The sequence below is a fragment of the Corynebacterium aquilae DSM 44791 genome (genome assembly GCF_001941445.1).
Lineage (GTDB): Bacteria > Actinomycetota > Actinomycetes > Mycobacteriales > Mycobacteriaceae > Corynebacterium > Corynebacterium aquilae.
On record NZ_CP009245.1, the window covers coordinates 931,408 to 957,499 of the forward strand.

At 59.0% G+C, this 26,092-nt stretch carries 22 protein-coding genes and 1 riboswitch; of the genes, 10 read left to right on the forward strand and 12 right to left on the reverse strand.

Features of this window, described 5'->3' with window-relative positions; all coding sequences use genetic code 11:
• Positions 1-17 precede the first annotated feature (17 nt).
• Both CAQU_RS03970 and rbsD read left to right on the forward strand, forming a co-directional pair.
• Positions 18-974: a ribokinase gene (locus tag CAQU_RS03970; protein ID WP_075725424.1), complete on the forward strand. Its 957-nt coding sequence runs from the start codon at positions 18-20 to the stop codon at positions 972-974.
• A gap of 20 nt (positions 975-994) precedes the next feature.
• Positions 995-1,381, forward strand: coding sequence for a D-ribose pyranase (gene rbsD / locus CAQU_RS03975; protein ID WP_075725426.1), 387 nt, complete (start codon positions 995-997; stop codon positions 1,379-1,381).
• A gap of 52 nt (positions 1,382-1,433) precedes the next feature.
• Here the strand turns inward: rbsD and pth are convergent, their stop codons facing one another.
• Positions 1,434-2,093, reverse strand: coding sequence for an aminoacyl-tRNA hydrolase (pth, locus tag CAQU_RS03980; RefSeq protein ID WP_084562780.1), 660 nt, complete (start codon positions 2,091-2,093; stop codon positions 1,434-1,436).
• Positions 2,094-2,347: 254 nt separating this feature from the next.
• On the opposite strand from pth, the gene CAQU_RS03985 reads away from it, so the two are divergent.
• Positions 2,348-2,716, forward strand: a complete 369-nt coding sequence (locus tag CAQU_RS03985) for an iron chaperone (protein ID WP_211276131.1) — start codon at positions 2,348-2,350, stop codon at positions 2,714-2,716.
• A 94-nt stretch (positions 2,717-2,810) separates the two neighbouring features.
• On the opposite strand, the gene CAQU_RS03990 is transcribed toward CAQU_RS03985, so the two are convergent.
• The 3 genes from CAQU_RS03990 to CAQU_RS04000 all read right to left on the reverse strand — a co-directional run bounded on the left by CAQU_RS03990 (position 2,811) and on the right by CAQU_RS04000 (position 5,856).
• A complete protein-coding gene (locus CAQU_RS03990) occupies positions 2,811-3,788 on the reverse strand; it encodes a hypothetical protein (protein WP_075725430.1) in 978 nt (325 codons plus the stop codon).
• Positions 3,789-3,965: 177 nt separating this feature from the next.
• The gene (locus tag CAQU_RS03995; protein ID WP_157108891.1) at positions 3,966-4,898 is read right to left on the reverse strand and encodes a hypothetical protein; all 933 of its coding nucleotides are present in this window, start codon (positions 4,896-4,898) and stop codon (positions 3,966-3,968) included.
• A 142-nt stretch (positions 4,899-5,040) separates the two neighbouring features.
• A complete protein-coding gene (locus tag CAQU_RS04000) occupies positions 5,041-5,856 on the reverse strand; it encodes a hypothetical protein (RefSeq protein ID WP_075725432.1) in 816 nt (271 codons plus the stop codon).
• A gap of 443 nt (positions 5,857-6,299) precedes the next feature.
• On the opposite strand from CAQU_RS04000, the gene CAQU_RS04005 reads away from it, so the two are divergent.
• The 6 genes from CAQU_RS04005 (at position 6,300) to CAQU_RS04030 (ending at position 12,497) form a co-directional block, all read left to right on the forward strand.
• Positions 6,300-7,733: a glyceraldehyde-3-phosphate dehydrogenase gene (locus CAQU_RS04005; protein ID WP_075725434.1), complete on the forward strand. Its 1,434-nt coding sequence runs from the start codon at positions 6,300-6,302 to the stop codon at positions 7,731-7,733.
• 197 nt (positions 7,734-7,930) lie between these two features.
• On the forward strand, positions 7,931-8,281 hold the full coding sequence (locus CAQU_RS04010; protein WP_075725436.1) for a DUF2200 domain-containing protein: 351 nt from the start codon (positions 7,931-7,933) through the stop codon (positions 8,279-8,281).
• Between the two features lie 337 nt (positions 8,282-8,618).
• On the forward strand, positions 8,619-9,620 hold the full coding sequence (locus tag CAQU_RS04015) for a hypothetical protein (RefSeq protein ID WP_075725438.1): 1,002 nt from the start codon (positions 8,619-8,621) through the stop codon (positions 9,618-9,620).
• 147 nt (positions 9,621-9,767) lie between these two features.
• On the forward strand, positions 9,768-10,739 hold the full coding sequence (locus CAQU_RS04020; RefSeq protein ID WP_075725440.1) for a hypothetical protein: 972 nt from the start codon (positions 9,768-9,770) through the stop codon (positions 10,737-10,739).
• 81 nt (positions 10,740-10,820) lie between these two features.
• Entirely contained in the window at positions 10,821-11,000 is a 180-nt protein-coding gene (locus CAQU_RS04025; RefSeq protein WP_075725442.1) for a hypothetical protein, read from the forward strand.
• A 165-nt stretch (positions 11,001-11,165) separates the two neighbouring features.
• Complete coding sequence (locus CAQU_RS04030) at positions 11,166-12,497, forward strand: glycoside hydrolase family 16 protein (protein WP_075725444.1); 1,332 nt, start codon at positions 11,166-11,168, stop codon at positions 12,495-12,497.
• 249 nt (positions 12,498-12,746) lie between these two features.
• On the opposite strand, the gene CAQU_RS04035 is transcribed toward CAQU_RS04030, so the two are convergent.
• The gene (locus CAQU_RS04035; RefSeq protein ID WP_075725446.1) at positions 12,747-13,391 is read right to left on the reverse strand and encodes a 50S ribosomal protein L25/general stress protein Ctc; all 645 of its coding nucleotides are present in this window, start codon (positions 13,389-13,391) and stop codon (positions 12,747-12,749) included.
• A gap of 407 nt (positions 13,392-13,798) precedes the next feature.
• The gene (locus CAQU_RS04040; RefSeq protein ID WP_075725448.1) at positions 13,799-15,556 is read right to left on the reverse strand and encodes a hypothetical protein; all 1,758 of its coding nucleotides are present in this window, start codon (positions 15,554-15,556) and stop codon (positions 13,799-13,801) included.
• Positions 15,557-15,694: 138 nt separating this feature from the next.
• On the opposite strand from CAQU_RS04040, the gene CAQU_RS04045 reads away from it, so the two are divergent.
• Complete coding sequence (locus CAQU_RS04045; protein WP_075725450.1) at positions 15,695-16,645, forward strand: restriction endonuclease; 951 nt, start codon at positions 15,695-15,697, stop codon at positions 16,643-16,645.
• Between the two features lie 55 nt (positions 16,646-16,700).
• Here the strand turns inward: CAQU_RS04045 and CAQU_RS04050 are convergent, their stop codons facing one another.
• From CAQU_RS04050 to CAQU_RS04075, 6 genes are all read right to left on the reverse strand, one after another.
• Positions 16,701-18,425 carry a hypothetical protein gene (locus tag CAQU_RS04050; RefSeq protein WP_075725452.1) on the reverse strand — a complete coding sequence of 575 codons (1,725 nt, stop codon included), beginning with the start codon at positions 18,423-18,425 and terminating at the stop codon, positions 16,701-16,703.
• Between the two features lie 100 nt (positions 18,426-18,525).
• Positions 18,526-19,284: a hypothetical protein gene (locus CAQU_RS04055; RefSeq protein ID WP_075725454.1), complete on the reverse strand. Its 759-nt coding sequence runs from the start codon at positions 19,282-19,284 to the stop codon at positions 18,526-18,528.
• A gap of 375 nt (positions 19,285-19,659) precedes the next feature.
• On the reverse strand, positions 19,660-21,762 hold the full coding sequence (locus CAQU_RS04060) for an N-6 DNA methylase (RefSeq protein ID WP_075725456.1): 2,103 nt from the start codon (positions 21,760-21,762) through the stop codon (positions 19,660-19,662).
• A gap of 1 nt (position 21,763) precedes the next feature.
• Complete coding sequence (locus CAQU_RS04065; RefSeq protein WP_075725458.1) at positions 21,764-22,219, reverse strand: PIN domain-containing protein; 456 nt, start codon at positions 22,217-22,219, stop codon at positions 21,764-21,766.
• Between the two features lie 631 nt (positions 22,220-22,850).
• Positions 22,851-23,861 (reverse strand): hypothetical protein, encoded by a 1,011-nt coding sequence (locus CAQU_RS04070; RefSeq protein WP_075725460.1) that lies wholly within the window; start codon positions 23,859-23,861, stop codon positions 22,851-22,853.
• 24 nt (positions 23,862-23,885) lie between these two features.
• Positions 23,886-24,015, reverse strand: a riboswitch (SAM riboswitch).
• A gap of 160 nt (positions 24,016-24,175) precedes the next feature.
• On the reverse strand, positions 24,176-25,651 hold the full coding sequence (locus CAQU_RS04075) for a PepSY-associated TM helix domain-containing protein (RefSeq protein WP_075725462.1): 1,476 nt from the start codon (positions 25,649-25,651) through the stop codon (positions 24,176-24,178).
• Between the last annotated feature and the right edge of the window lie 441 nt (positions 25,652-26,092).

The window sequence follows — 26,092 nt, forward strand, 5'->3', positions numbered from 1 at the left end:
TAGGAAAGGGCCCCTCCATGGGTGCAGAAAGTTACGCAACAGCGTCGTTTGATGTGGCCGTGGTGGGGTCCATCAACGTTGATCAGGTGTTGCGCGTCGACCGTCATCCAACACCTGGTGAGACCGTGATGGGCAAGTCACTTAATCTCACCGCCGGTGGAAAAGGCGCCAATCAAGCGGTTGCTGCCGCTCTGCAAGGAGCCGCGGTGGTGTTTGTTGGTGCGTATGGCAATGACAGTTACCAAGACATCGCCTTGGAACACCTGCGTCACAGCGGAGTAGATCTCGGCGGAACTAAGCAGGTTGATTCTGCTACCGGTTTCGCGGCCATTCAGGTCAGCGATGATGGGGAGAACTCGATCGTTGTATTTGCAGGTGCTAACGCCCATGTTGATGGCTTATTCGTTCAGGACCAGGCTGACGTAATTCGTCGTTCGAGCATTCTGCTCATGCAAGGTGAGATCCCCGCCGATGGTTTTAAAGAGGCCGTCGAGATTGCGTCGACTAGTCGCCGGCGCATCGTCGTGAATCTCGCGCCGGTGATCCCCGTCGATCACGCAGCGCTTCTCAAAGCGGATCCACTTATCGCCAATCAGCATGAAGCCCGCTTGATTCTGTCGGAATACGGTGTTCGGGGGTCTGAAGATAGCGATTTTGACACCATCATCCAACAGTTGTGCAACGTTGGTTTTGCTTCCGTAGTTCTCACCTTGGGCGCCGATGGAGCGTTGGTTGCCGAAAAAGACGAGCGCGGGAACGTCAAGACCGAGGCTGTTGCCTCGCCACGAGTTCACGCTGTTGACACCACTGGTGCTGGTGACGCCTTCGCCGGTGCGCTGGTGTCTCGCCTTGCGAAAGGGGACAGCCTTCAAGATGCAGCGAAACATGCGGTCAGGGTCGGCGCCTATGCCGTTCAAAAAGCTGGTGCCCAAACGTCGTATCCCGATCTGTCGTCACAATTACCGAGTTTTTAGCCTGATGTGGAGGTAGTGAAATGAAGCGCAGCGGATTAACGAATCCCCAGCTTCTGCGCGCGATCGCCCAGCTGGGGCACACAGATACGTTCGCTATTGCGGACGCTGGACTGCCAATTCCCAAAGATGTCGAGGTTGTCGACCTCAGCATCGATTTTGGTTTCCCCGAGTTCGTAGACGTAGCACAGAGAATATTGCCGTCAATCGTTGCTGAAAAAGCCGAGCTGGCACTCGAAGCTCCGGAGGGAGTTTTGCACGTCGTTAGCGACCAACTTCAAGACGCTGTGATCGAGCAGTGCTCACACGAAGACCTTAAACGGAAACTTCGTGACGTAAAGTTTGTTGTTCGCACTGGATCAGTGACTCCCTATGCCAATGTGATCGTTCACAGTGGGGTGCCGTTCTAACAGGGGACACACAAGTAGTGAGGTGTTTCAGGTAGAGACCTGGGACACCTCATTACTTTTCTGAATGGATCACATTTTGTGCCTTGCCTAGGCCCTCCGTGACGATCATTTGGGCGCCACGTGCTGCACGGTCGATTTCTGTCTCCGGGTCAAAAGAGATAGCGCCCAGTACATGTTCGGTGACTGATTGTCCTGGGGCAGGACGATCGATACCACATCGCACACGAACATAATCCCGAGTGCCCAACTGTTCTGTCGTCGATTTCAATCCGTTGTGGCCGTTTTCGCTGCCGCCCTGTTTCAAACGCACGGTCCCAGCAGGTAGGTCCAATTCATCGTGAATGACGATGACATGATCCGGGGCAATATCCCAACGTTTGGCCAGTTGACCTATCGCCAAGCCGGATTCGTTCATATATGTCGTCGACCGTACGAGTGCCACCGATGTGCCAGAGATTTCTTGCACTCTCACGAGAGCTTTGGTGCCCGGCAGTTTCTCCAAGGGGCCGTCGATCATGGCGTCAACCACCATGTAGCCGACGTTGTGGGGCGTTGCCTCGTACTGGGCGCCGGGATTTCCCAATCCCACGATCAGCCACTGCGGTACGACGGCCTCAGCTGTGTTTGGGCGGGACGCGTCGCCGTGGGGTGCTGCGGTGCCGCCGGCGAAGATGGCGCGCACCTTGCGTGCAAACTCGGTGAAAAAAGACATGGGAAAAATCCTAGCTGCCCACCATCACGGCCTGCGCCCCTGACCCCGCCCCACGCACTGCGCCCATCGGGTTCGAAAGTTGATGCGCGAAAGTTGATGCGCGCGACATGAAGATCCCTTGCGGCACACAATTAGCCACCGTGGCCCGGGTGGTGGCATGCTGCTAACCACCACCGGCGCATCCCGAAAGCAAACAGGGCGCCTGGTACTTTTTCTTCCCTTTGCTGTGACAACTAGGAATGCTGAAAAACACCGTGACTATCTCCACCGTTGAGCAGTGGCTTGACACTATCGCTGTTGATGACAACCGCGCTTTTGCGCGCAAGGTTTTGGATTGGATCGGTGCGACGTATCCGGATTTGCGCTGCGAAATCAAGTGGAAGCAGCCGATGTTTATCGCTGATAAGACTTTCATCATTGGGTTTTCTCATTCCAAGGACAATCTGCTGGTTGCCCCTGAGGTGATTGAGCCGTATCAGGAAGCGATCGTCGCGGCCGGCTACACCCACGGCAAAAAACTCTTCCGCATCCCCTTTGCCGGTGAGGTGAACTATGAGCTGCTGGCGCAGATCATTGACACCAACATCGAGGAAAAGAAGGGCTCTACCCGCTTCTGGCGCTAGTGGCCCACTCTTGAAGCACAAGCTCCCGCGCACATACCCCACCGGTGGTGGGGGAGAAAAGTGCGCGGGAGCTTTTTCTGACTTGTGCTGCTGGCTAGTAGATCAGGGTGATACGGGCGTTGGTGCCGCCGGCACAATCCAGCCGGCCGGGGGCTACCGCCACGCAGCTCATCTCGTAGTCTTGCCCGGTCACCGGGCTTGCGACCGTGACAGTGCCGCCGTTGTCTTTCAGCTCTGCTGCAGCGTTGGCGGTGTTGATGGCGAAGGGGCAGGAGGTGGTGTCGGTGGTGGTGTAGGCGGTGAAACCGCCGCCCGTGCCGCACTTTTTCGCCCCGCTGGGAGGCTCAGCCACCGGGCGCGGCTCGCTGGTTGAGGTTGGTGCCGCGGCCGAGGAGGACGGTGCTGTGCTGGAGGAAGACTTCGCGCTACTGGAGGTGGGTTTTGAGCTGGAGCTGGCGCTGGAGCTCGGCTGCGCGCTGCTGGTGCTGGGCTTCGTGCTGGAGGAAGTAGCCGGGGCGCTGGAGGTGGGTTTTTGGGTGCTGGTCGGCACGGTGACGGTGGAGATCTCCGGCACCGTCATCTGGGTAGGGGTGGGTTCCTCACTGTCGCTAAACACCCCAAGCAGCCACAATAGGGCGCCCACCGCGCACAGAATCATCACAATCAGCAGCACGAACAACACGGTGGCACCGCCGGAGGCTTGGCGGGGCTGTGCGCCGCCAATGTTGGTGCTGACCCGCCCGGCGGCCGCCTCACCGGGGCTATGGGCCCCTGGCGCACCGTGTGTGGCCGGACCGTAGGCGGCGGTGGGCTGGCCGGCGGGAACCGGAGGAAACACCGTGGTGGGGGACTCGTCGACGAACTCGTCGTAGTATTCCTCATCCGGCTGGCCTGGCTGGGGCAGATCCGGGCGCCGATACTGCGGTTGGGGGCCTGGTTGTGGTTGGGTCGGCTGTGTGCCTCCAGGGGTGTCACCAGGGGGCGCGCCGGCTGCATCATCGCCGACTGCTGGGAAAATCCGGGTTTCGTCGTCGCCTGGACGATGCTCATCGTCACGGGGGGTGTTGCTCACGCGGACTCCTCGGGTGGGGACAAAATGCACGCCGCCTGGGTCCGGCGGGTCATGGACGCCGGGGGTGGGGCGCCGCACCCGCCGGGAGGTGGCGTCTGGAAGGCCTCACGTTACCGGGTTTTTCTGGCAAACGCCTTAAGGTTTCGCCCGGAAAATCGCTGCCGGGGTTGCGTCTGCTTAGCAGGTGCCGGTGGCTACCAGCCCTGGATTATCTGCCAGCGCTGCCCCCAGCGCCGAGGCCACTTGAGACAACAAGGCGGTACCGGATTCGAAGGAACCATCTGGGGCGCGCGTTGCGATGGCCACACCAATCGGCCCGGAGGCAGTATCCACCGTGCCGAATTGGCGCACATAGTAGGTGCCGTCGACATCCGGGCCCCACCCGCCTTTAAAACGGGCGGAGGCAATCTGGCCCAAACCCCAGGACTGGGAGGGATCCACCTGCCCCATCAGCTCGTAGACGGCGCCGCCGGTACAGGGCAAGGAAAACGCGAATTGGGCCTGTTGTTCCGGGGTCCAGGGGGTTTGGCCGAAGGGGCTGAATTCCGGGCGCGGGGCGGTGGCGGGGACCACCGCCTGGTGATCGATTTGGGCGCCCACCGCATCGGCGGCTAATTGTCCAGCACCTAGACCATTCCACAAGGCTTTGGCCGCCTCGTTATCGGACAGGGTGATCGCCTGCCGCAGCTGGCTAGACTGCGCCACCGCCGGGTCGGCGGCAATGGCCGCCATGCCCAACGGCACCTTAATGGTCGACCAGGCAGGACCCGGTTGCTTGGTGGCGCTCACATGGACGGTGTTGCCATCAAAAATGGCGACCTCCGTGACTCCCTGTAGTACCGGCTCTAAGGAGGCCAGCACCTCATCAAAAGTATTGCCCTTCACCTCAGCCGGGGCGGGCACCGGATCCGGGGCGGGCTGTGGTGGCAGCTGCTGGCGGGTCACCGTCACCGTGGTGGTGCTGGTCGATGAACCCGCACCCCGATCGATCGTGCAGCCGCCCAAAGCTACTGCCGATACGCACAGCGCCACCGCCAGGCAGGTGCGGAAGATAGGGGCAGAAACACTCAGGCGGGTGCTACGACGCGGGGTGGGTAACGAGGAATTCACGACAGCCAACTCACAAACACTTCAAACATTTTTTAAACAAATAACCCCGACCACCCGCCGCATTCCACCAGTATGGCGGTCAGCGCGGCGGATGGTGCGGGTGTTGGGGGAAACGGCGGCGACTATGCGTTGTGAAAAACGCTTAGGAGGGCAGGATGTGGACGACGGCGTTGTTGCCGCCTCGGCAGGTAAACCAGCCACCATTGTTCGTGCACGTCATGGTGTAGGTGCGGCCAGTGACCGGGCTGTATACATCCACCACGCGCTGGCCGCCGGTGAACGGGCCGCCCAGCGAGTTGTAGACGTTCATCGAGAAGGGGCAACTGGTCACGCCAGTACCGGCGTACACCGACATGCCATAGCCGCTACCGCAGTGCGTCCAGCCGGCCTGCGGGGTCACCTTCTGCACCGGCGGGGCCTCCACCGGGGGAGCCACCGGGGTGATTTCATCAACGGTGACCGTGGAGGTCTCCACCTCCACCTCATCGCTGACCAAACCGAAAGCGCCCATGAAGTATGCGGCGACCGCACCGATGATCAACAACGCCACCAGCACCAGGCCAATGATCAGGCCAGTATTGCTTTTCTTCGGCGGCTGCTGGGCGGGCATCGCATAGCCTGGCATCGGCGGCTGGTTGTACATCGGCTGCTGCTGAAAACCAGCTGGGGGCGCCTGGTTGTACATCGGCTGCTCAAAACCGGGCTGCATTGGTGCCTGGTTGTAGCCTGCCTGCTCGTAGCCTGGCTGCGGGGGAACCTGCGCGTAACCCGGCTGCTGAAAACCACCCTGCGGGGCAGCCTGGTTATATACCGGCTGCTGATAACCGCCCTGCGGGCCGGGTTCGCCGAAACCCTGCTGGGGGTAGCCCTGCTGCATGCCGGAGTCACCGACCACAGGAAACTGGGTGGTGTCGTCGTGCGGCGCACCCGAATCGGGGCGGGAAGAATTATCAGACATGGTGATGCAGGGTCCTTTACCGTCAGGGAGACCAGAAGAAAACAAACAACAGCGCCGGGCGAAACACGCAGGAAAACATCACCCCGTTAGGGGGATATCCGCCCGGCACCAAACACTTCAACCCGGGTTGCATACCGGGGCCGAACAACGCGCGTGGCGCACGCGCGCTGAAGTTTGCAAAAAATAGTGTGCCACCAGGGCATAAGGTGCAACGAATGGGCAACCCCCGCAACACCCCCGCTTGTGTTGGCGCTCACGGGGAAACACGAGCGATTGGCTGCGGAAACCCCACCACAATCCCGGCGTGAGCAGCAACACCCCCGGGGGTGCCACAAAGGGCTTCGAAGCTCACATTTTTTCGTTACTGTTGTTTGACGTAACAGACGAAAAACCCCGGTTTTTTGACTTCGAATCACCCCAAATTGACGTGGAAGGCTCACCCCATGCCCCAAAACGACTGGAACGCACGCATCGAACTCGCAGAAAAGATGATCCCGCTTCTGGGTTCGCTGCGCCGCAACAACAACGTCGTGACCTCCATCTACGGATCCTTGCTCGATAACGCCACCGCGACGGACATCGTCAAGTCCCACCGCTACGCGCGACGCATCTCCGGCGAAGAGCTCGAACTGGCAAAAACCTTCCCCATCGTCGAAGCCCTGACCACCCTCGACCTGGGCACCTCCTCCATCGACCTGGGTGAACTGTCCGCCCGCTTCGACGCCTCCGGCAGCGACGACCTCGAGGCCTTCCTTAAAGACGAGCTCTCCGAGGTCATCGGCACCAAGGACGACTTCCAGCCCGTCGACGTTGTCCTCTACGGCTTCGGCCGCATCGGCCGCCTGCTGGCCCGCATCCTGCTGGCCAAGCAGTCCTACCGCGGGGTTCGCCTGCGCGCCATCGTCGTTCGCAAAAACGGCGACCTCGACCTGAAAAAGCGCGCCAGCCTGCTGCGCCGCGACTCCGTCCACGGCGCCTTCGACGGCACCCTCAAGGTCGACGAGGAAAACAACATCATCTGGGCCAACGGCACCCCGATCCAGGTCATCTACTCCAACGACCCCGCCACCGTCGACTACACCGAATACGGCATCAACGACGCCATCGTCGTCGATAACACCGGCCGCTGGCGCGACCGCGAAGGCCTGTCCCAGCACCTCAAGTCCAAGGGCGTATCCAAGGTGCTGCTGACCGCCCCGGGCAAGGGCGATCTGAAAAACATCGTCTACGGCATCAACCACGAGTCCATCGAGGCCAGCGACGAGATCCTGTCCGCTGCTTCCTGCACCACCAACGCCATCACCCCGGTGCTCAAGGCCGTCAACGACCGCTTCGGCGTCGAGTTCGGCCACGTCGAAACGGTGCACTCCTTCACCAACGACCAGAACCTGATCGACAACTTCCACAAGGGTGAGCGCCGCGGTCGCGCCGCCACCCTGAACATGGTTCTCACCGAGACTGGCGCCGCCAAGGCCGTGTCCAAGGCCCTGCCCGAATTCGAAGGCAAGCTCACCGGCAACGCCATCCGCGTTCCCACCCCGGACGTCTCCATGGCCGTGCTCAACCTGACCATGTCCAAGGACGTTTCCCGCGAGGAGGTCAACGAATACCTCAAGCAGGTCTCCCTGCGCTCCACCCTGCGCCAGCAGATCGGCTACATCCACTCCCCGGAGGTCGTCTCCAACGACTTCGTCGGCACCACCCAGGCAGGCATCGTCGACGGCCTGGCCACCATCGCCTCCGGCAACCACCTCGTCCTCTACGTCTGGTACGACAACGAGTTCGGCTACTCCAACCAGGTGATCCGCATCGTCGAGGACATGGCCGGCGCCCGCCCCAACGTCTTCCCGCGCCGCGCTGAGGTCGACGCCGTCTAAGAACTCAGCATTTCGGTGAGGGCGAAGTCCCTCCCGCGCGAAAGAATCCAACCACCCGCAGACACCTCGTCTGCGGGTGGTGTCGTTTTTCTGCCAGACGCGAAGCAGACAGCCGTCGCGTGGAACACCATAGACTGAACAATCCACCAGCAGTGGCGCCCGTCATCTTTAGCGATAAGCACAACCCCAGGAGTCCTATGAACGCCCGCCTGTTTGCCATGCGTTTCGCGGATCTATACCCGGCATACGTCAACAAGGCCGAAGGAAAAGGCCGCACCCGGGATGAGGTCGACACCATCATCGCCTACGCCACTGGTGTGAGCAGTGAAGATCTCCACGCACTGGTGGAAGACCCAGAATCGTCCACCACGGTGGGGGAGTTCTTCGACCAAGCAACCCTGCCCGCCAATGCCCACCTCATCACCGGCAGCGTGTGTGGGGTCAAGGTCCAAGAGGTCGACGATCCCACCATGAAGAAGATCCGCATCCTCGACGAGCTCATTGATGAACTGGCCAAGGGGAAAGCCATGGAGAAAATCTTGCGCTAGACCTCTTCGCAGGTTCGCCGGATCGGACGTTCGGATAGTGAAACGAGCGAGCGAAACCCCCAATAAAGTGACCTGGCTCATGTTATGGTGGCGAAAAATACGCAAAAGCCCTCATGGAAACCCCCTCGTCCACGCCGGCGAGGCGGCACCGGCGTCGAGATTCGATGCCAGTCGAGCCACGGTCGCAAGGAGGTCGCGATGCTTAAGCCCACGATCCCGCCCACGAAAATGACACTTCCCGGTCACGCCGCCGAGAAAACTCCGACCAGCAAGCAGCGTGCACGTGATGCTGCACCAGTGGATGCTCGCATGAAAGAGCCGATGAGGCAGGCCAGCCATGTCCGATGAACCGAAGGACAACCTGCCACCGCCTGAGGAAGGCCACGAACAGGCAGACAAGGCACAGGGCACGCCGGAGAAGTCTCCTGAAGGACAGACACCATCCAGCAGAGCAGTGTGGGGCTGCTTCTTGATCCCCGTGGTGGTGCTTTTCGTGGGAGTGATCGCAGTCGGGGCCTTCATCACTTACATCAACCGTTCCTTCGACGAGATGATGGAGGAGACGGATCGGCAGTTTGCCGAATCAAGAAAATCCGAAGAATACGATCCCGCCTTCAGGAAAGAAGAAAGACTCGCCTACTACCAGCAGCTGACCCACCACCACTGCCCATGGGTAGACCGATTAACACACGACGGGGAAGCCATCGATCATGCAGCCCTCGCCACAGAATCAGCCGACACCGGATACAAGTCCATCGCTGGACTTTTTGATGGGCTCCTCCTGGACACCACCACAACGCTCGGGATCGACTGGGATAGCGAAGACATTCGGCGCACTGGCCCGGAATTTTTGAGCTGTACCTGCATTGAAGACCCAACCCTGACCCCCTTCTTGGTGGACCAGGAATTTACCGTCTGGGGCAACGATCGGATAGGCAAACAAGAAGTGTTCGACATCGCGACCAAGATGGACCAGCGTCTACGCGACGCAGGCTACGAAAACATTGGCGATAAGCCCCCGCGCAAACCGGCAGGCGACTTTAGCAGCACCTACCGCTTGCCACAGTCCCAGGAAGCGCCACTCGACGTGGACTTGGTGGACACCAGCGACAACGGCCGTCACATGGGGCTCGCGGTGAAACCGCGGCCTGACGTCACTGAGATTCAGGTCTATGTTCACCCCATCAAAGTCGAGGTAGAGATCAACTCTGCCTGCATTGTCGCAGGATCGGAACGATCGAAGCCCCCGTCAAATGATGATCTGCTCAAAGAACTGGAGATCGACCCCGCAGAACTCACAGACGAGATTCCCCAGCACCCAACCGAGACAAAGAAGTAGCCCGCTGCACCGCCGACTACGACGCCGAGGCCTACTTCACTTACGAAGAAAAATACGGTGAGTAGCACCCTAAAAAGCACGGAGAAAAAACAAAACACTCACCGAACAACGCACGCTCAACCACAGGGCTGATCGAGAGGAGCCAACATGTCTCGCACCCCAGCTCCAGAGCCAAACCCACAAACCACCAAAAATGACCCCGCCACCACACCCAGTCCTAAAAAGAACAAAGCGAAACTAGGCTGGTTCATCCTCGGGCTGATGGTCCTCGCCCTCCTGCTCGCAGTGGCAGTCGGTCTTTTCCTCAAAGACCTCGGCGACGAATACGTCGAGGGAATGGAAAAGTCGAACAAAAGTCTCGAACTGCACAAACACCAACGCGACGCCAACTACGACAGCAGGCTGTACAGTGCCCACTTCCAACAAATGACCCATCACCACTGCCCATGGCTAGGCGATGCTGACAATCACCCCCAGCCGTCGACCATGAACTCGGCGCACGCCGAAGTCAGCGCCCTCCTCGAGGGAATCCGCGCCGATATAGCCGAGACAACCGGCACATCACTAGAAGACGTCAAGGCCTACCAACCAAAAGCACTGCGCTGCTGGTGCATGGAAGACCTGGATCAAGACACAGTCACAGTCCAGGAAAGCCTTAACGCCCGCATCCAGGACAAAGCCCACATGTCGCGCACCTTAGAAAAAATCGTTACGCGACTTCATGCAGCCGGATACATTCCCGAAGACCAGCACCCGGCAGGCGATAAGGAATACCCCACCGGTAGCTACATCCTCCCCGACACGAAAGAAAAGCCCTTAGATGTCACTCCCGTGTCACCCGGGGTTAATGTGCGTGGATACCACCGGATTGATGCCACACGCGTGAAACTAACGACCACCAGCGACCTGCTCCACGTGCGCATCGACAGCGCGTGCGCGCCGGGATCCCCTGAACTCGTTGCATCAGGCACTCAGGCGTATGACGACATGGTGCGGGAAAACGGGGCTGATGTCGCGGCCCTGGGGCACGACCTGATATCCGTCCCGGATCCGGAGACTGAATTCATGCGCTGTGAACAAGGCTACGACCCGCAGTTGTACTTCGATCTTCACAAGTAGCTTCGCGTCAACGTGTGAGGGGGCAGGCGGGGGCACCAAAACCGCGCGCGGGGAGTTGTCTTAGGCTAAGCTTTTCGTTTTGTGAGTGTGCAGAAGCTTCGTAAGAAAGCCGAAAAGGGCCTGAAGAAAAAGAAGTGCTGCAAATCAAAGCCGCGCTGCAAGGGCTGTCCCGTGGTGTTGCACCGACTGTGTAAGCAAAATGCGTTTGAGCTCGACGACAAGGCGCTGAAGAAGGCCATCAAAAAGGCCCGCCAGTGGTAACCACCCGAACGGCAAAACGCTCCATCCCTACCGACACCAAGCAATAGGTGTGCGCGAAGTGGTTGGCGGGTGTCAACTGGTGCTGGTGGGCGGCGGCAACCAGACGCTAACTGATAGTTTTTGTCTTTTTTCATTCGGGTGAGTGCTCTGGAAGAATGACACGCCATGACCATGCGCCCCCGCACACGAACCCTAGCCCTGGCACTGGCCGCCATCACCACCCTGGCAGCACTGCCCGCCCCTGCCGCATCTGCGGAAGAACAGCAGCCCGCCGCCTGGGCGCCCACCATCGATCCGCCCACCGACTCACTGGCCGCCAACCCGCTGTCCGCCCCGACTCGGGAGCACATCGGCCGCGAAGCGCGCATGGCCACCGATGAGGACATTTCGACCACCTTGGACGACGATAGCGCTGTGGCGGACTGGAAGTTCATGGAGCGCCGCCACTACTACAACGACAAGTTGCTGGTCTCCAGGAAGTACACCTCCTTCGAGGATGGGGTGCTGGACATCAAGACTCGCCGCCACTGCGTCAGTGGGGATGAGACACCCAGCGATGGCAACGTCTCTACCGCGCCGTGCCCGGCAGGAACCACCACCCTGTACACCACCAGCCGCATGCAGACCCCCTTGATTCCCAAGGGCAATATGCGCATCCAAATTCGGGCCAAGAACACCACTCCGGAATATGTGCCTGGCATCCGGCCTTCGCTGTGGTTGCAGTCCGAAAGCCCGTACTGCCACAACGACCAGTCCTCCCGCTACGGCGAATACGACCTGGTTGAGTACTTTTCCGCCTACCCGGACAAGCAACACTCCAATACCCACATCGGGTGCGTGAACATCGGGCACCGGCCGGAGATGGTTTCCCGCAATACGGTGTGGGACAGCCCGATCGTCAACGAGTGGCACACCTGGGGTCTGGAAGTTTTCGATAACCAGATCGTCTACACCCTCGACGGCAAGGTCGTCGTCGGCCCCACCGACGCCGAAAACTTCAATGTTGTCAGCCCTAAGATTTTCTCCGAGGTCCTCGACCAGCGCTACCGCATCATCCTGGATACCTTCCTCGAACCCCAGGGCACGCTGTGGATCGCGGGAGTCAAAGACAACAAGGATTTCCCGGAGCACCACTTCCTCATCGATGAGATCCTCGTCGAGCACGAGGTCGACGATGAGGGAAACATCGTCCAGCCGGAGAAACTGACGGATCCTTTCCCGAAGGTCTTCATCCCCGGTGGCAGCCACGATCAGTTGGGTAGCTCCCTGCCGGTTGGCAGCACCCCGATTCCTGCGATCACCGGTGAAAACGTCGCCAAGTTTGTTGGGATCTTTGCCGGTGTTGCAGCACTGATCGGTGGGGTGTGGGCCCTTATCAACCACTTTGGGCTGGCTCCACAGGTGGAACTGCCGTTTGATCCGCCCCAGTTGCCGCCGCTGCCGCATGTTGAACTGCCGCCCGAGATCGCAGCACTCATCCCCGCGCACGAGCGCTAAAACAACAAACGAGAAAACCACGGCGCCCGAGGCTTTTTGCCCGGGCGCTTTTTGTCGCATAACCCGCCTTTGCCCAGACATCATCGGCCTTCGTAGTGGGGGAGAAGAACCCCACTGTGGGTGACCGCGGGTGTGTGAAAAGCGACCGGGACATGAAAAGGCCGGTGCCCGCAGAACAACAATCTGCGGGCACCGGCCCCGTTCAGCTACGCGGCTTGAAGGTCAGCCAGGTAGGAAGACGAGTGTTTTTTACTCGTCAGCAGCGGAGGTCTCCTCGACCTCAGCGGCATCGTCTTCGGTGCCGTCGGCGTCTTCGCCTTCTTCGCCCTCTTCCGGAACGTCAGCTTCCTCGGGAACGACAACGTTGATGATGAGCAGCTCGGGATCGTCAACCAGGGTGACACCCTCAGGCAGCTTAACGTCAGCAGCGGTGATGGTGTCGCCGATCTCCATGCCCTCGACGGAGACAACGATCTCTTCGGGGATGTTCATGACGTCGGCCTCGACCTTGATGACCTCGGCGTCCTGCATGAGCATTGCGCCAGCGGCGATCTCGCCCTCGTGGATGACCGGGATCTCGACCTCGACCTTTTCGCCGCGCTTAATGGCGAGCAGGTCAGCGTGGTCGATGTTGAAGGTCAGCACGTTCTGATCAACGGTCTTGATCATGGCGAGCTGCTTGTCGCCCTCGACGTCGATCTCGACGACGGCGTTGGTGCCGTGGTTACGGACGATAGCGGTGAACTCCAGGCGGTCAACCAGGATGTGAGCCGGCTCCATGCCGTGGCCGTAGATGACCACGGGGATCTGGCCTGCGCGGCGGGCGCGGCGGGCAGCGCCCTTGCCGAACTCGTTACGGGCAGCAGCGGAAAGTGCAATAGCCTTGTTAGACATAAAAAGTCTCCTTGTGAAAAGACGTGGGGATGGTGTCAACCACCCACTTAGAAAGCGGGGGTTGTCGTGTCATCCGCAGCTCTTCTTCGTGCATCAAGGCAACAAAAAGAGCCGCGAGGTGCTCGTCGAGTACTTCGCAGCTCACAAATCTGTATCTGGTCAACCCAGTATGAGTGCAAAATCGCGTCGATAACGGCCAACAACCAACACAACTTTTCCCAGCGTGTGGGGGTGGAAGTGTGTGAGTCGGTCGGCCCTCGCCGAGACTGGATGTACTTTACTCGAATTGGGGGCTGACCTGCAAATCCTCCCGCCACATGCCAGTAGCGTGGGAGCCACAGCAAACAAGCTGTCAGCAACCAGCAACCAACAACCAGCACGTGGCAAGGCTTAGCGTCGGCCTCGGCTTAGAGGAACCCTCCATCGCTTGCGTCAGGATCCTCATCGTCGTTGAGCAAGCGTTCGATTTCTTCGGCGAACTCCTCACTGAAGCTGCCCCCAAACAGGCTGTTGTCGTCGTTGAGCATCTCCTTGGCCTGATCCAACGACAACGGGTCATCCAGGTGCCGATTGGTGACCTCGCCCATCAGCTCATCAAGATCGATATCATCCAGACCTACGCCCTGATCCATGCGCTGTTGCACCAGCCCGGCTAATTCCTGGGTGACCAGGCCCATCATCAGCTGCTGGTTGAAAAACTCTTCCACAGTTGCCGCGCTGGAGCCGTAGAAGAAGGCCGCCAGCTTGGCGCGGGATTGCTCATCCGGGTCGACAAGGAGCTTGTCGATGGACGACAGCCGCTGGGCGACATCGCCGATGAGGGTGTCGTGGGGCTGCATCCCCAACATGTCCCAGAACAACAGGCAGGTGGTGGGGTAGAAGTTCAAATTCACCGGCACCCCATCGTTGGCGAATAACGGAATGTCCTCCGCCAGGGCCGCCAAGTGGTCGATGAACTCGTCCACCGAAAACGGCGCAACGATGGTGGAATCAAACAGGGTGCCAATCATTTGGGGCTGCCGATCGGACACGATGTCCTCGGCCTCGGGGCGACCGTGCGCAAGCGCAAAAATAACACCAGCCACGCTCTTGATCGACAAGGTGTCCACCACCGGGTGCAACACCTGAAAGAGGCGGTCTTCCTGGGCGCGGGTCATCGGTGGCAGACCAAGAGTCATCATTGCGGTCTCGGCCAACACCTGCGTTTCGCGCAAGAACACCTCGGCGACCACTTCCTGGTAGGCGTCCGCATCCAGCCGTTCGGGGCCGAAAGGATCAAAGATTTTCACCAACTGGCGCCGCAGAAGGAAAGCGTTGAGCTGATTTTCCTTACACGGCCCGCGCAGTTTGAAACGTTTGACCGCGGGATGCATGAAGGTTGCCTTGCCGGGCATGTCCTCATCCCAGAAGTACTCCGCCGGATCGGTACTGGGCTGGCGGATCAACAACCCCTGTTGGGCGATGAAGGTGGCTTCCTTGATGGCGATGTCCTGATCAGGGTTCGCCACCGGCTCCAGCAAGGACTGGCACAGCGGGGAAGGATCCACCACCAACTCTGGGGTGGACAAAATATCCAACGCCTTGGCGCGCTCGGCTGGGCGCAACCGTGCGACAATCTGGTCGCCCACATCAGAAAAGGTCTGTAAGACGTCCCACTCGAGCAAAATCTTCTTCGCCTCGTCTCCACCTTCACGCATTTTCGCCTCGGGGGCGGCAGAGATCTTGTTGTGGGCGACTTCGATAGTGGAGTAGTACTCGGTGAGCTTGTGGGTCTGCTGGTTGATCTTTGCGCGCGTTTCCGGCAGTTTCTCCATGAACTTCGCGTCGCAGTTCCGGCAAATCACCCGTTCGCCCTCGAGGTATTTCATCAAGTCCGTGCGCGTCTTGATCAGTAGTGGCCCCTCGCAGGTCGGGCAGCACACATCACCCAAGATCATGGCGGTGCAGCCCACCGCTGAAATGTTCACGGTGGACGCACCCCAGGGGTGGGACTTGATTGAGCGCGGATGCTCAATCGCCCAGATGGGTTTGCCGGTATTGCCGTCGAAGCCGTGGAATTCCCAGTACAACACGGAGATGGCTTGGACGACCTTGGGCACGGACTCCTCACTGACCACACGGAAAAACGCTCCATCGGGGAGTAAGGCCTGGAAGGTGATCGTCATGCGAAGCCTTTCAATCGTGTGGGAGGAGTTTTCCGTCGTCTAGTTTCACAGCATAAATGCCTTCATCCTTTGGCAACGACAAACTACGACTTAGATATGCTCGGGTTCAATGATTCCGAATGATTAGTGAAGGCGCTGATGATGCAAGCAAACAAGAGCTTCGTCCCAACCACTGATGAGTTTCGTCCATCTGTGCTGCGGGTTCTTAATGACGGCGCCACACGATCTTTCAAAGAAGTCACCGAGTTAGTTGCCAATCAGGAGGGACTGGATGAAGGGGCTCGAAATCAGGCAATTCCCTCGGGTGGCAAGCGATACGTCAATCGCATCGTCTGGGCGTGTTCGGGACTAGCGAAAGCCGGCTTGATCCGTCGTCCCAAGCGGGGCTTCTATGAGATTACGTCTGACGGGCTCACCGTCGATGAACGGAATTTGAGTTCCTATTCCGAAAACGACATGTTGGAATGGCCACAGTGGCAGGCATACCAAAATGAGGTGGCGAGTAGACGGGCTAAAAGCGCTGATGGGGAACAAACAGAAAGCGTCGACGAAGACAATTCGGATCCCATAGAACAGCTAGAACACACCGTCGATTCTTACAACGCACGGGTTGAAACCGAATTGCGACGGGCGTTGCAGGAAGCTACTCCGGAGTTCTTTGAAAAAGCTGTTGTCGAATTGCTGTGGGCAATGGGCTATGGCGGCGCCCACGGTGAAAAACAGCATGTGGGGAAAAGCGGTGACGGCGGCATCGATGGCGTCATCCGGCAGGACGCCCTCGGCTTGCAAAACGTCTATATCCAGGCGAAACGCTATGCGGACCACAACAATGTTCAACGTCCTGCTATCCAGCAGTTCTACGGCGCTCTGGCATCAAAGGGCGCGGAACGCGGCGTGTTTATTACGACCTCTGGGTTCAGCGACGGGGCTATTCGGGAAGCAAATAATTACAGAGGCAATATCGTGTTGATCGATGGTATTCGCCTCACTTCACTGATGCTTGCTTACGGAGTGGCCGTGCAAAAGGTTAAGAGCATTTCGATTTACAAAGTCGACGAAGACTTTTTCGATTCCGACTTCACTGCTTAAGCCCAAGAACTGACGCACCGAAGATTCATTCGGTGCGTCAGTTCTTTCGCTCCTTTTACATCGGCAGCTTGAAGTCATCGTCGCTCAGGAACTCGTTGACTTCCTCCAACAGGATGTCCGGAATTCCTGCCGGAACGGTGCTTCCCGGTGCGAGATACAAGCTGCGCGCTTGCTCTAGGGAGATGGGCTCATCGAGCAAGACTTGGGTCATCTCCTGCTCAGTGATGGGGCCGGAGAAGTCTTGTTCTGAGGCCGAACGGTCTCGGCGGAGACGAATCTTCTCCGACACCAACAAGGGCGCGATGATTCGGCCGAACTGTTCCTTTAAGGTCGGCGCCTCAGCTTCGTGGAGTAAATACGTCAGGCGCTTGTAGGCGCGTGGGGTGCCTTCGAAGATGAGGTCTTCGATAGTCGACAACCTTTTTTCCACGTCGGCCACGGTGGTCCGTTCCGGGGTGAGACCAAGGACTGCCACAAGCAGGGTGGTGACTTGGGGGAAATGTGCCCGATTCACCATGTTTTTGCTGCCCGTGAAGCTGTCGATGCTGTCGATGGTTGCGGTGAAAAGCTCAATGAACTCATCAACACTGTGTGGAGCGACGATGGTGGAATCACCCGTGGTGCCGATCATCGCGGGAGTAAAACGGTGCATATCGTGGGTGTCCGCCCGACCATGGCACAGTGCGAAAGCAAAATCCACGATGGATTGCGGCGTCAAGGAGACATCGCTCATTTTCAACACCACGTTCAGCCGCATCACATGGCCGGGGCTTAAGGGCGGAAGGCCCACGGATTTCATGGATGCGCTGATGAATTTGAGGCATTCTGCGTCCAGGGCGCGCCGGAAGACTTTGAGATACTCTTCCTCCGGCAGGGGGTCGTCACTCATCGGGTTGAAGCAATCACCGAGCGCGAAGCGCAGCAACGCCGCGTTGTGTTGATCCTCATCGCATGGTCCGCGCAGTTTGCTCAACCGCACCGGCGGGTGCGTGAGCGTTGCGCGGGTTGGGTGCTCGTCGTGCCACACGTAATCCTCCGGGTTGTCACTGGGGTAGTAGACCAGCGCACCAAGCCTGGCGCACGTCACGAAGGCGTCATCGGAGATGTCGTGCAAGACAGTTGCCGGCGCCTGATGGCGTGACTGGGTGATAGCCGACGGCATCAAGGCAACATCCTGGGTTGTGAGCAGCTCAAACAACCACAACCTGTTGCCGGGAGGCAGCTGGCGTGCGTACTCGTCGATGGTGTCCTCATATGCGCGGGCGATGTCCCACCGCAGCAGTGCTTGGCGGGCAGCAAAGCTTTCAAGCTCTTCAGGATGATTCGCCTTTTTCAGCTCCTCGACGTAACGCTCAAGCTCTGAGCGTTGGCAAGCACGACGCAGGGCAAGCTCATCAATGTGCGCGCTGACCTGGTTGACCTGTTCCTCGAAGCCGTCCCTACAGTGTCGGCACGAGACTGTTTCTCCCTTAAGCAGCAACTCCAGATCCTCGCGGGTAGCTAGGACTAAGCGCCGACCACAGCTCGCACAGGTTTCCCCGGATTCAAACCGGGCGGTCACCCCGACGGCTGCGATTTCGTGCACTTCACTTCCCCAGGGCCCAAGCACGATGAGGTTCGGGTCCTCAACAAACCAACCCACCTGCGATTGGGGCGAAACCCCAAAATAGAACTCCCAGTACATCAGGCCAATAGCCTGCACATCCCGTGCGGTTGTCTCGTTGAGTTCTAGGACAAACATCGAGCCGTTGGGCAAAAGTCGTCGATAGATGGTGGACATGGCAAAACCTGCTTTCTATGACAGGGAGAAGGAGTGAAAAGGTTTCGGCGCGGGTGCGCGCCGGGGTGCTGCCACCGAAAGCGGTGGCAGCGAAAAGGAATCAGGCGGCCTGTTGGCAGGGCTTATCCGCGGAAGCATTGAGCTCGACGGCGGTGCCGTCTGCGTTGCGGGGATGTGGGTTAGCTGGGTTAGCCGCCGGCGTGGTGTTGGCGTGAGCTTCACCTTGCGGCAGTGCTGCTGGTGCCCAGGTGCTGGTGATGAGGACTCCTGCAAGGCGCGCCAAAACATTCGCGGTAAGGAGCTCGACCGTAAAACCGTCCTGTGCCACCGTCTGTTGTGCTGGGTGGATGCCAGCCAGATGCGCGAAGCCATGCTCGCGAATCATGGCCGATAGCTGCAGGTAGACGTCCGTGGACACCGATAGCGGTGGTGCGACCAGCGCGATGACATGGGTGATATCAGCTGATGCTGGGTGGCGCAGCATGGAGGCGACCCGCTCAATCAGACCCGGGCTGGAGTCGTGGCGTTGGCCGACACCAGTGGTGATCACCTGTGGCTCACCGATGGTGGCTTTCACCAGGGCGTAGCAACCAGCGCCCTGCAGCTCGGCGATGTCTGCTGCCGCATCGATGGCTTCCACCGGAATGATGTAGGCGGACAGCACACCATCGCGGGCAGACAGCCTACGAATGGGGTTATCAGGGGATCCGCACATCTGGAGGTGGATGCTGCGGGGCGCGTCATCAAAGGAGGATTCCAGCACCCGCATCTCAAAAGAAGAGGTGTTGATGGACTGTGGTGGCTGGATAGTGTTGAGCCACGCGTATTTGTCGTCAGTGGTGTCCCAGTAGAAAAACATAGGGGTTGTCCTTTCTTAAAAGGAGGCTTGAAGGTGCGCGTCGACCACGAGGGGGTGCTCGGCGGCGGAAAAGAAAGTGGGAAGGCCCGCAGAGCAGTACCCGGTAAAAGGGGGAGCACTGCCGGGGCCCAACAAAGGGGGCAGGCGTTTTTGGGTGCAGGAAACCACCGGTTGTCACTGGCACAGGTGTGACACCGAGAAAACAAAAGACCTTGAGCTGTGGCGATCTAGGAGTCGTCCACCGGAAAACCGTGGGGTGGACGCAAATTAAGGAACCTAGAACACAGCGCCTAGAAGAAAACCCCCGAGAAAAAGCAGTTTCCACCGGGGGCCACCGCTGCTGACAGCCGTGGCCCCGCGGGTGATGCTGCGGTGTTAGTTCACCGCAGCCAGTGCTGCGAGATACGCGCTGTGCGCGTCATCGGTAAGGCTCGACAGCTGGCGGGCAGCATCCGCCATCTGGTTGAGCTGGGCTAGCTGGCTGACGATGCGCGCCTGATCTTCAGCGTCGTAGAGGGGGATTTTCACTGCATCAACGGAAGGAACGCCAACGCGGGACTTCTCTACTGCCGATTGCGCATTGAGATGTGCAGCAATAGCTGCGGCGACAATGACAGGATCAAGGTTCTTCAGTGTCACGCGGAATGCAAGCCATCCCTCGGATGCAACCAAGGTGGCGTCCCCCAGAACCTCGGGGTCAAGGTCCTGTTCGGTAATGACATGGATGCGCTGACCAATCTTGTGTACCAGCACATCTCCCACCTGCAACGCGTCCCAGCGGGAGGAATCGCCCACAAACTTTGGTTCCAAGTCTGGCTTGCGTTGCAACGCGAATGGCAACACCTTCGTGCCGGAGGACTCATCGGCATCACGACGCAGGATCACCGGGCGCAACTTCTTCAGCGCACCCTCATCCAGCAATTCCTTCACCGTCCGCGCGCGCGGCGCACGCGGAGGGACATCCCCAAACTCAAGGTTGGGCGCATCACCCATGCGGGATACCGCCTCGATCACGGTATCGCGGGCAGATACCCACTGCGCCGAGACTTCTTCGGGATCAACAGGAGCGGCCGCCAACCTGTCGGGGAGGATCTCGCCACCAGCGGTCACCAACTCCGCCAACCCCACCCGGGCATGCGGTACCGGCAAGTCCTGACCTGCGCGCAAGGCACGCAACCAGTCACCGACCTGGGTTTCGGGATCTTTCACCTGGGAGGCATCCACCGCCACAAAGCTGGGATCGCTTGCGGTCGCGCCGGGCTTTTTCAGCACCCACAGCATGGGTGCGACGCGGGTGTAGGTAAAGAAGGCACTCGGCAGCTGGATGACAGCTTCCACCGCGCCGGTGGCTACGAGAGTCTCCCGGAGACTGCGGGAAGTCTTCTCGAATCCGGTCATAGGGGGTGCCAGCACATAGGCGTGGCCGTCTGCGCGGGCGCTGTTGTAGCTGTGGAGGAGAAAACAGTTTTCCGCGGTGTGGCGCATGGTGATGTTGAGCCCGGACTCGGCGACGATCCGGTCGCGAGTCTCCGCATCGACGACCATTCCGAAAGGCCCTTCGCTGACCACGATGTCCGCATCCAGCCCACGGGTGTCATCACTGGTGAGCGAGTCTGCGAGCAATACCTGGAGGGGAAGTTCCTCAAGATAGGTGCGCAAGACTGCGACCATGACAACGTATGGGCTGATCTCCGCGCTGATGCCTGTGAAGTCGGCAAAGCTGGTGTCGTGGTTCGGCTCGGAGACAATCGCGGCAAGCTCGGCGAAGACTCCACCAATTCCACCGGTCGGGTCGTAGACCACAGGGGAATCGACGTCGGTGGATGCTGCGGCTTGGGCCAGGAGTGTGGCCGGGGCGGATGCGGGGTGGCCGTACCAACTATCGCGGCCACGACCTCCCGTGGATAGGAAGAAGTCGAGTGCCAGCCGGGACAGTGCCGGGTAGTCGTCCACCCCGAGGGACTCCAGACCGTGGATGAGGTCTGCAAACGAGGCGGTGGGATCCTCGCGGCCAAAGCGGGTCGGCCAGTAGGTCAGGCATTTCTCGGGAAGCTCAACGGGGAAGTCTTCCGCCAGGAAGGCAGCTTGCAGATCTTCCATGCTGGGGTTTTCCAAAAACTGCGACCAGTTAAAGGTGGTGTTGGCCCCGTGCGACCACTTCCTGACTGCCAGTGCCGCCAGCACCAGAGAAGCGGACTGTAGTGGATCGTCGAAGGACTTGGCGAAGGGGCGCACAATCGCCTTGAACTGTGCATCCTTCAGCGCAGCCTTGGACTTTTCGTCCAATTGGTCGTGGGCTTCCAACCAGGCGACAACGTCGTTGTAGTTAAAGACCGGCTTGCGGTCGGTGGAGGTGGGGGCGGGTGCCGGGAAGTCCTCGTGGCGGGAGCGCCAGTTGGATACGGCTGCGCGGGAGACTCCTGCGAGTGCCGCGATGTCTTTCAGGGCCAGTGTGCCCTGGGGGGTGGGGTTGGTCATCTTAGGCAGCCTTTCCGAAAGTATCGGGTTCTTGGGTGGTGGGGGAGGTCACGACGGTGGTTGCCGCAAACTGCAGACGCTTAGCCAAGGCGCAGGCGTGGGAGTACACGGTGGTGGGGATTCCCTGGCCGGCGAGGTAGGAGACCTTGTCTGAGTAGATTGCGTCACCGCTGACGAGGAGGATTTCGCTATAGCGGGCTTCGACCGACTCTTCGAGAACTTCGAGGAGTTGCAAGTCCGCACCGTTGTGGCCGCGTCCTGCAAGAACCCGATGATGTCCCCAATCCTTACACAGATTAGTGACTGTGGTGACGTCCGAGGCAACGACGATGTGGTCGGAGTCTGAGAAGCTGAGCCAGTTGCTCAACATTCGGTAGCACCAGGTGGATTGGGTGACGGTGGCGACGGGGCCTCCGTTGAAGTTCTCGATGTCGACGAGAATGAGTCGGCGGTTCATGGGGTCTTCCTTTCGATAAAGGGGCGTGTGAGGAGAAGTGATTTCGTTTGTGAACGATGGTCGGCAAGGAGTTTTGTAACTCTTGCGGTGAACCTTTGTTCACGCCGTTGATATGAACTATAGCTACGTACACAAGCAAAGCGCAAGCCAAAACTACGTACACAATCTAAAAAATCTACATAATGCCAGCTAGGGGCTAAGAAAAAATTTTGAAAATCCTACGTACACACACCCCGCAATGGGGTGAAAACACGGCAAATCGACCCCTAAAAACACGCTGTGAACGTAGAAACTCGCCCTGTGAACGTGAAAACTTCCATTCAGTAGGCCTTAACAAGGCTCATGCAAAGGACTCACGAGGCGAAGGCGCCTAAAAATGCCTGTTCACAGCAGCTCGCGTCGCTCGCCATCGCCAAAAGAAGACCCATGGGTTACGTGTGTACACACCCCCAGTTGGGCACACGGCACCGCTCCGCCGCGGGCATTCACGCTCCCCAAACACTCAGCGTTCAACCCTTACCAGCGAGCACACAACTCGACCGCACACAGCGCACACAACAAAAGCACGCACCCCTTAAAAGAAAGGGGTGCGTGCTCTAAGTGCCCAGAGTCACCTGGGGGTCATGGAAAGCTAGCGCTCATCCGTTAAGGATTGCCGCACGGGTGAGGGTACGGCGATCTGCCGGAAATCCTCCGGACAAATGTCAGCCTCGGATAGTGGAATTCGCCCCAAGGTGCCGGACATATAGCGCTGGTGTAGCTGCGCATCGCAAGCCTTGAACTCGACATAGAAGCGAGGATCCAGCGACAGCGGATGATGGCGGCCAAAAGGAAGTGGACCCATGCGATGAGGCTCCAGATGTAACGCTTCTTCCCGGGCACCGTGATAGTTGAAATGAGTCGGGCAGGGAATAGGGGTGGTTTGCTTCAAATCCTGCACCCGCACGGTGTCTGGAAGCCACCTGTCATTCGGGGTTTCCAAATGCAGCATCCCAGCCGTCGAGTTATAAACCATCGGCAAACCATTTTCCGCGGCCTCAACAATGTGCGTCAGGGCAGTCGCGTCGTGATGCCACAAAAGAGTTCGGGCCTCACCGGCCCTCACCACAAGAAGCTCCTTGAAACAACCCAGGATCTGTACATTCATGCCGAAGCTCCTAGCGTTCCAGTTACGACGATGATCGTGTGCGCCGGGATAAGACCAGCAGGGGTAGTGCACGGAATCTGGGGTGAGCTCAGAGTGATCGCATGCCACCGGGAGGCCATGGGCTGCCATGTCGATTTCTTCACCGCGTTCAATGCGGTCAATGATGTTTAAGGCTTGCTCTGTGGTGAACAGTGGCTGCTCAAAGACGGCTTCTTTGCGGGCGCGTTGAAGATTCGCTTTCGTTTGCCTGCGGAGCTCTTCGCGACGAATCGCTGCGTGGTCGATCTTTCTAGAAGGTGTTGGCTCAAGGTTCTCAATGTGAAGATCGACCGGCCCTTTCTTTAGTGCCGTGAGTAGGTCGCCGATGCCGACATGGCGCAAGTTGGGAAGCGCGTCGTTAGAGGTGGAATAGGAGGAACCTACGGGGTCATCCTCGAGTTGGTAGAGGTCTGCCATGATGGTAAAACGGGCAGGCGAGGGGGTGGGATCCGACATGGATCTGCTCCTTGGGGTGAAAACGTGCGTTACTTTCGCCGGGGCGGGTACGCCTGACGCGGCGACGGATCTTCTCTCGGGGGCACCGCGAAAAACGCTTGCGGTTGCCAGTCGGCCAGCCGAGAGGCTTAAGAAAGGGCCGAACTTCTTGATCGCAGAGACAAACCTATACAGCTCTGTCTAGTTTTGTCAATAGATTTGAAGAAAAAGCCAGCTAGAAAGGCAAAAAAAATAACGCCCCACGACAGCCGCAAACAGGTGAAGAGTTTTCCTGTTGCGACCATTGTGGGGCATGAGAAGGGGATGGGGATCTCCTAGCTGCTGGGGACAGCCGCCTTGTCCTGCGACAGCTCAGCGCTCGCCTCATCTGGGCTACTTGCTTGGATGCGGCGCTTGCCGCGGAACAGGTACTTCCACAACAAATCGATGGCGACCATGACCAACAACGTGATTCCGAACAGCGGTGCCAGCACACCATAGGCCACCAACGCCGTCACCAGGATGATACCGGGCACGCTGAGCAGCGCGCGGAGATCCTTGACCTCTGGGGCGCTGCGTCGCGCCCTTGAGAACCACATCTGATAGCCCTTGATCGCCACCGCGATGATCGCTAGCGCGAGTGCCACCAGCAATAACTGGTTGGGCAGACCGAACAGCAAACCCATGTGGGCTTGAATCAGCCAGTAGGTCAGCTTCGCCATGAACGGGAAGTCCGCAAAATCCAACCGGGAGGTGGCTTGACCGTCGACGCCACTGATGGTGACCGCGTCATAACCCGCGCGGTAGGGTGCTCGGGTTTCCTGCGCGATCCAGGTAGAGGTTTCGTCCTTCGGCGGGATCAAGGTGATCGGCAGAGTCAGCTTGTCCTGTGCGGTCAGTGCCACCGCGTCGATATCACGTGCAAAGGCTGCGGTGTCAGCGTGGATACCGGTGTAGCTCGACGGGGTATTTGCCGGGAGTGTTGCCTCTGGCTTGGGGGTTGACCATCCCATGTCTTTTCGGATGGTGGCAATGTTTTCGCCAGCAACACCAGACCAGGTCAGTCCCGTGATTGTCAGGAACAGCATTCCGGCAATCGCCCACATGCCCAGCGCACTGTGGGCGCGCATCAAGGCTTTGCGGCCCGTACTGCGCGAGGACTGTTCGCCCTCGCGCAGGCGGAACATGGACGCGAGCCGACCGGGTGCGCGCTGCACTCCAAACCACAACACCGCTCCACCGACGGCCAAAAAGCCCATCCAAGCGGCAGCGGCCTCAGAGTAGAAGCGCCCCGGCTCGCCAAGCCACAGGTTTTTGTGCCCAATGGATAGCCATTGGCGGAAAGGAAGCGCACCGGATCCGCCATAACTGGTGGTCGTACCCAAAACCTCACCGGTGTGGGGATTGACGAATACCGCCCGCTTGGTGCCCTTCGGCAAAGACTCATCAGCAAACAACACCCGGGTGGAGGACTCGGCATCCTTGCCGAGCATGATGCCCGCCAAGGGCAGTTCCCCAACGGTGCTTTGGGCTGCGGCAACCTGCTGGCTGACCGGCACATCCGAAGCCGCTGGATCGCTCGGCGCGGACACTGTCAGCAGGTGCTGATTGCTCATGGTCTCTACTGTCGGGGCAATTGCATAACCCAAACCGGTGAGTGACGCGACGATGATGAAGGGGGCGGCAAAAATACCGGCGTAGAAATGCAGGCGCGCCAGGATCGGGCGAATGCTTGCACGCTTGCGCGAAGCGACAGATCCAGAAGATTTCGACGAGGATTCTTCTCGCGCGGTGGAGGTCGACAAGGTCATGGGGAAAGTTCCTCACGCATAAAGCTAGGGCCATCTACCACTGCCTTGGCAGCGCACATAACAACTCGAGCGCAGCACAGCACAGGACTAATACCACTAGGGCATACACCCTGGATGAGGCTATGAGCTTATTTAGGCAGTGGTTGTGACAAGAACAAAAATGGGTGAAGAACGCGTTCTCGGATACACAAGTCGAAACACTCCGCGGGTTAGTTCCCACTTAGTCATTAATGAAAACTTCCATTACCCCCGACCTATCACCTGACCGGGTGTAGGTCAGGTGCGGTAGTTACCCCTGGCGCGCGTAAAAGAAAACCCACCCCGGGATACGGGGCTCAGTTCACAAGTCTTGTGCTAGGGCGGACTGCACCCCAACCAACAGGCCCGAGTGCGGCATAAACGCCGGCTCCGGAATTTCACCGTGGCGCCACGGCGCTGGAT

What these genes read in the sequence shown, in the direction of transcription:
- CAQU_RS04060 (WP_075725456.1), bottom strand. Translation starts at nt 21,762, where the DNA reads ATGACCAACCCCACCCCCCAGGGCACACTGGCCCTGAAAGACATCGCG.
- rbsD (WP_075725426.1), top strand. Translation starts at nt 995, where the DNA reads ATGAAGCGCAGCGGATTAACGAATCCCCAGCTTCTGCGCGCGATCGCC.
- CAQU_RS04050 (WP_075725452.1), bottom strand. Translation starts at nt 18,425, where the DNA reads ATGTCCACCATCTATCGACGACTTTTGCCCAACGGCTCGATGTTTGTC.
- pth (WP_084562780.1), bottom strand. Translation starts at nt 2,093, where the DNA reads ATGTCTTTTTTCACCGAGTTTGCACGCAAGGTGCGCGCCATCTTCGCC.
- CAQU_RS04055 (WP_075725454.1), bottom strand. Translation starts at nt 19,284, where the DNA reads ATGTTTTTCTACTGGGACACCACTGACGACAAATACGCGTGGCTCAAC.
- CAQU_RS04010 (WP_075725436.1), top strand. Translation starts at nt 7,931, where the DNA reads ATGAACGCCCGCCTGTTTGCCATGCGTTTCGCGGATCTATACCCGGCA.
- CAQU_RS04045 (WP_075725450.1), top strand. Translation starts at nt 15,695, where the DNA reads ATGATGCAAGCAAACAAGAGCTTCGTCCCAACCACTGATGAGTTTCGT.
- CAQU_RS04075 (WP_075725462.1), bottom strand. Translation starts at nt 25,651, where the DNA reads ATGACCTTGTCGACCTCCACCGCGCGAGAAGAATCCTCGTCGAAATCT.
- CAQU_RS04035 (WP_075725446.1), bottom strand. Translation starts at nt 13,391, where the DNA reads ATGTCTAACAAGGCTATTGCACTTTCCGCTGCTGCCCGTAACGAGTTC.
- CAQU_RS04030 (WP_075725444.1), top strand. Translation starts at nt 11,166, where the DNA reads ATGACCATGCGCCCCCGCACACGAACCCTAGCCCTGGCACTGGCCGCC.
- CAQU_RS04070 (WP_075725460.1), bottom strand. Translation starts at nt 23,861, where the DNA reads ATGTCGGATCCCACCCCCTCGCCTGCCCGTTTTACCATCATGGCAGAC.
- CAQU_RS04040 (WP_075725448.1), bottom strand. Translation starts at nt 15,556, where the DNA reads ATGACGATCACCTTCCAGGCCTTACTCCCCGATGGAGCGTTTTTCCGT.
- CAQU_RS04065 (WP_075725458.1), bottom strand. Translation starts at nt 22,219, where the DNA reads ATGAACCGCCGACTCATTCTCGTCGACATCGAGAACTTCAACGGAGGC.
- CAQU_RS04015 (WP_075725438.1), top strand. Translation starts at nt 8,619, where the DNA reads ATGTCCGATGAACCGAAGGACAACCTGCCACCGCCTGAGGAAGGCCAC.
- CAQU_RS04000 (WP_075725432.1), bottom strand. Translation starts at nt 5,856, where the DNA reads ATGTCTGATAATTCTTCCCGCCCCGATTCGGGTGCGCCGCACGACGAC.
- CAQU_RS04020 (WP_075725440.1), top strand. Translation starts at nt 9,768, where the DNA reads ATGTCTCGCACCCCAGCTCCAGAGCCAAACCCACAAACCACCAAAAAT.
- CAQU_RS04005 (WP_075725434.1), top strand. Translation starts at nt 6,300, where the DNA reads ATGCCCCAAAACGACTGGAACGCACGCATCGAACTCGCAGAAAAGATG.
- CAQU_RS03970 (WP_075725424.1), top strand. Translation starts at nt 18, where the DNA reads ATGGGTGCAGAAAGTTACGCAACAGCGTCGTTTGATGTGGCCGTGGTG.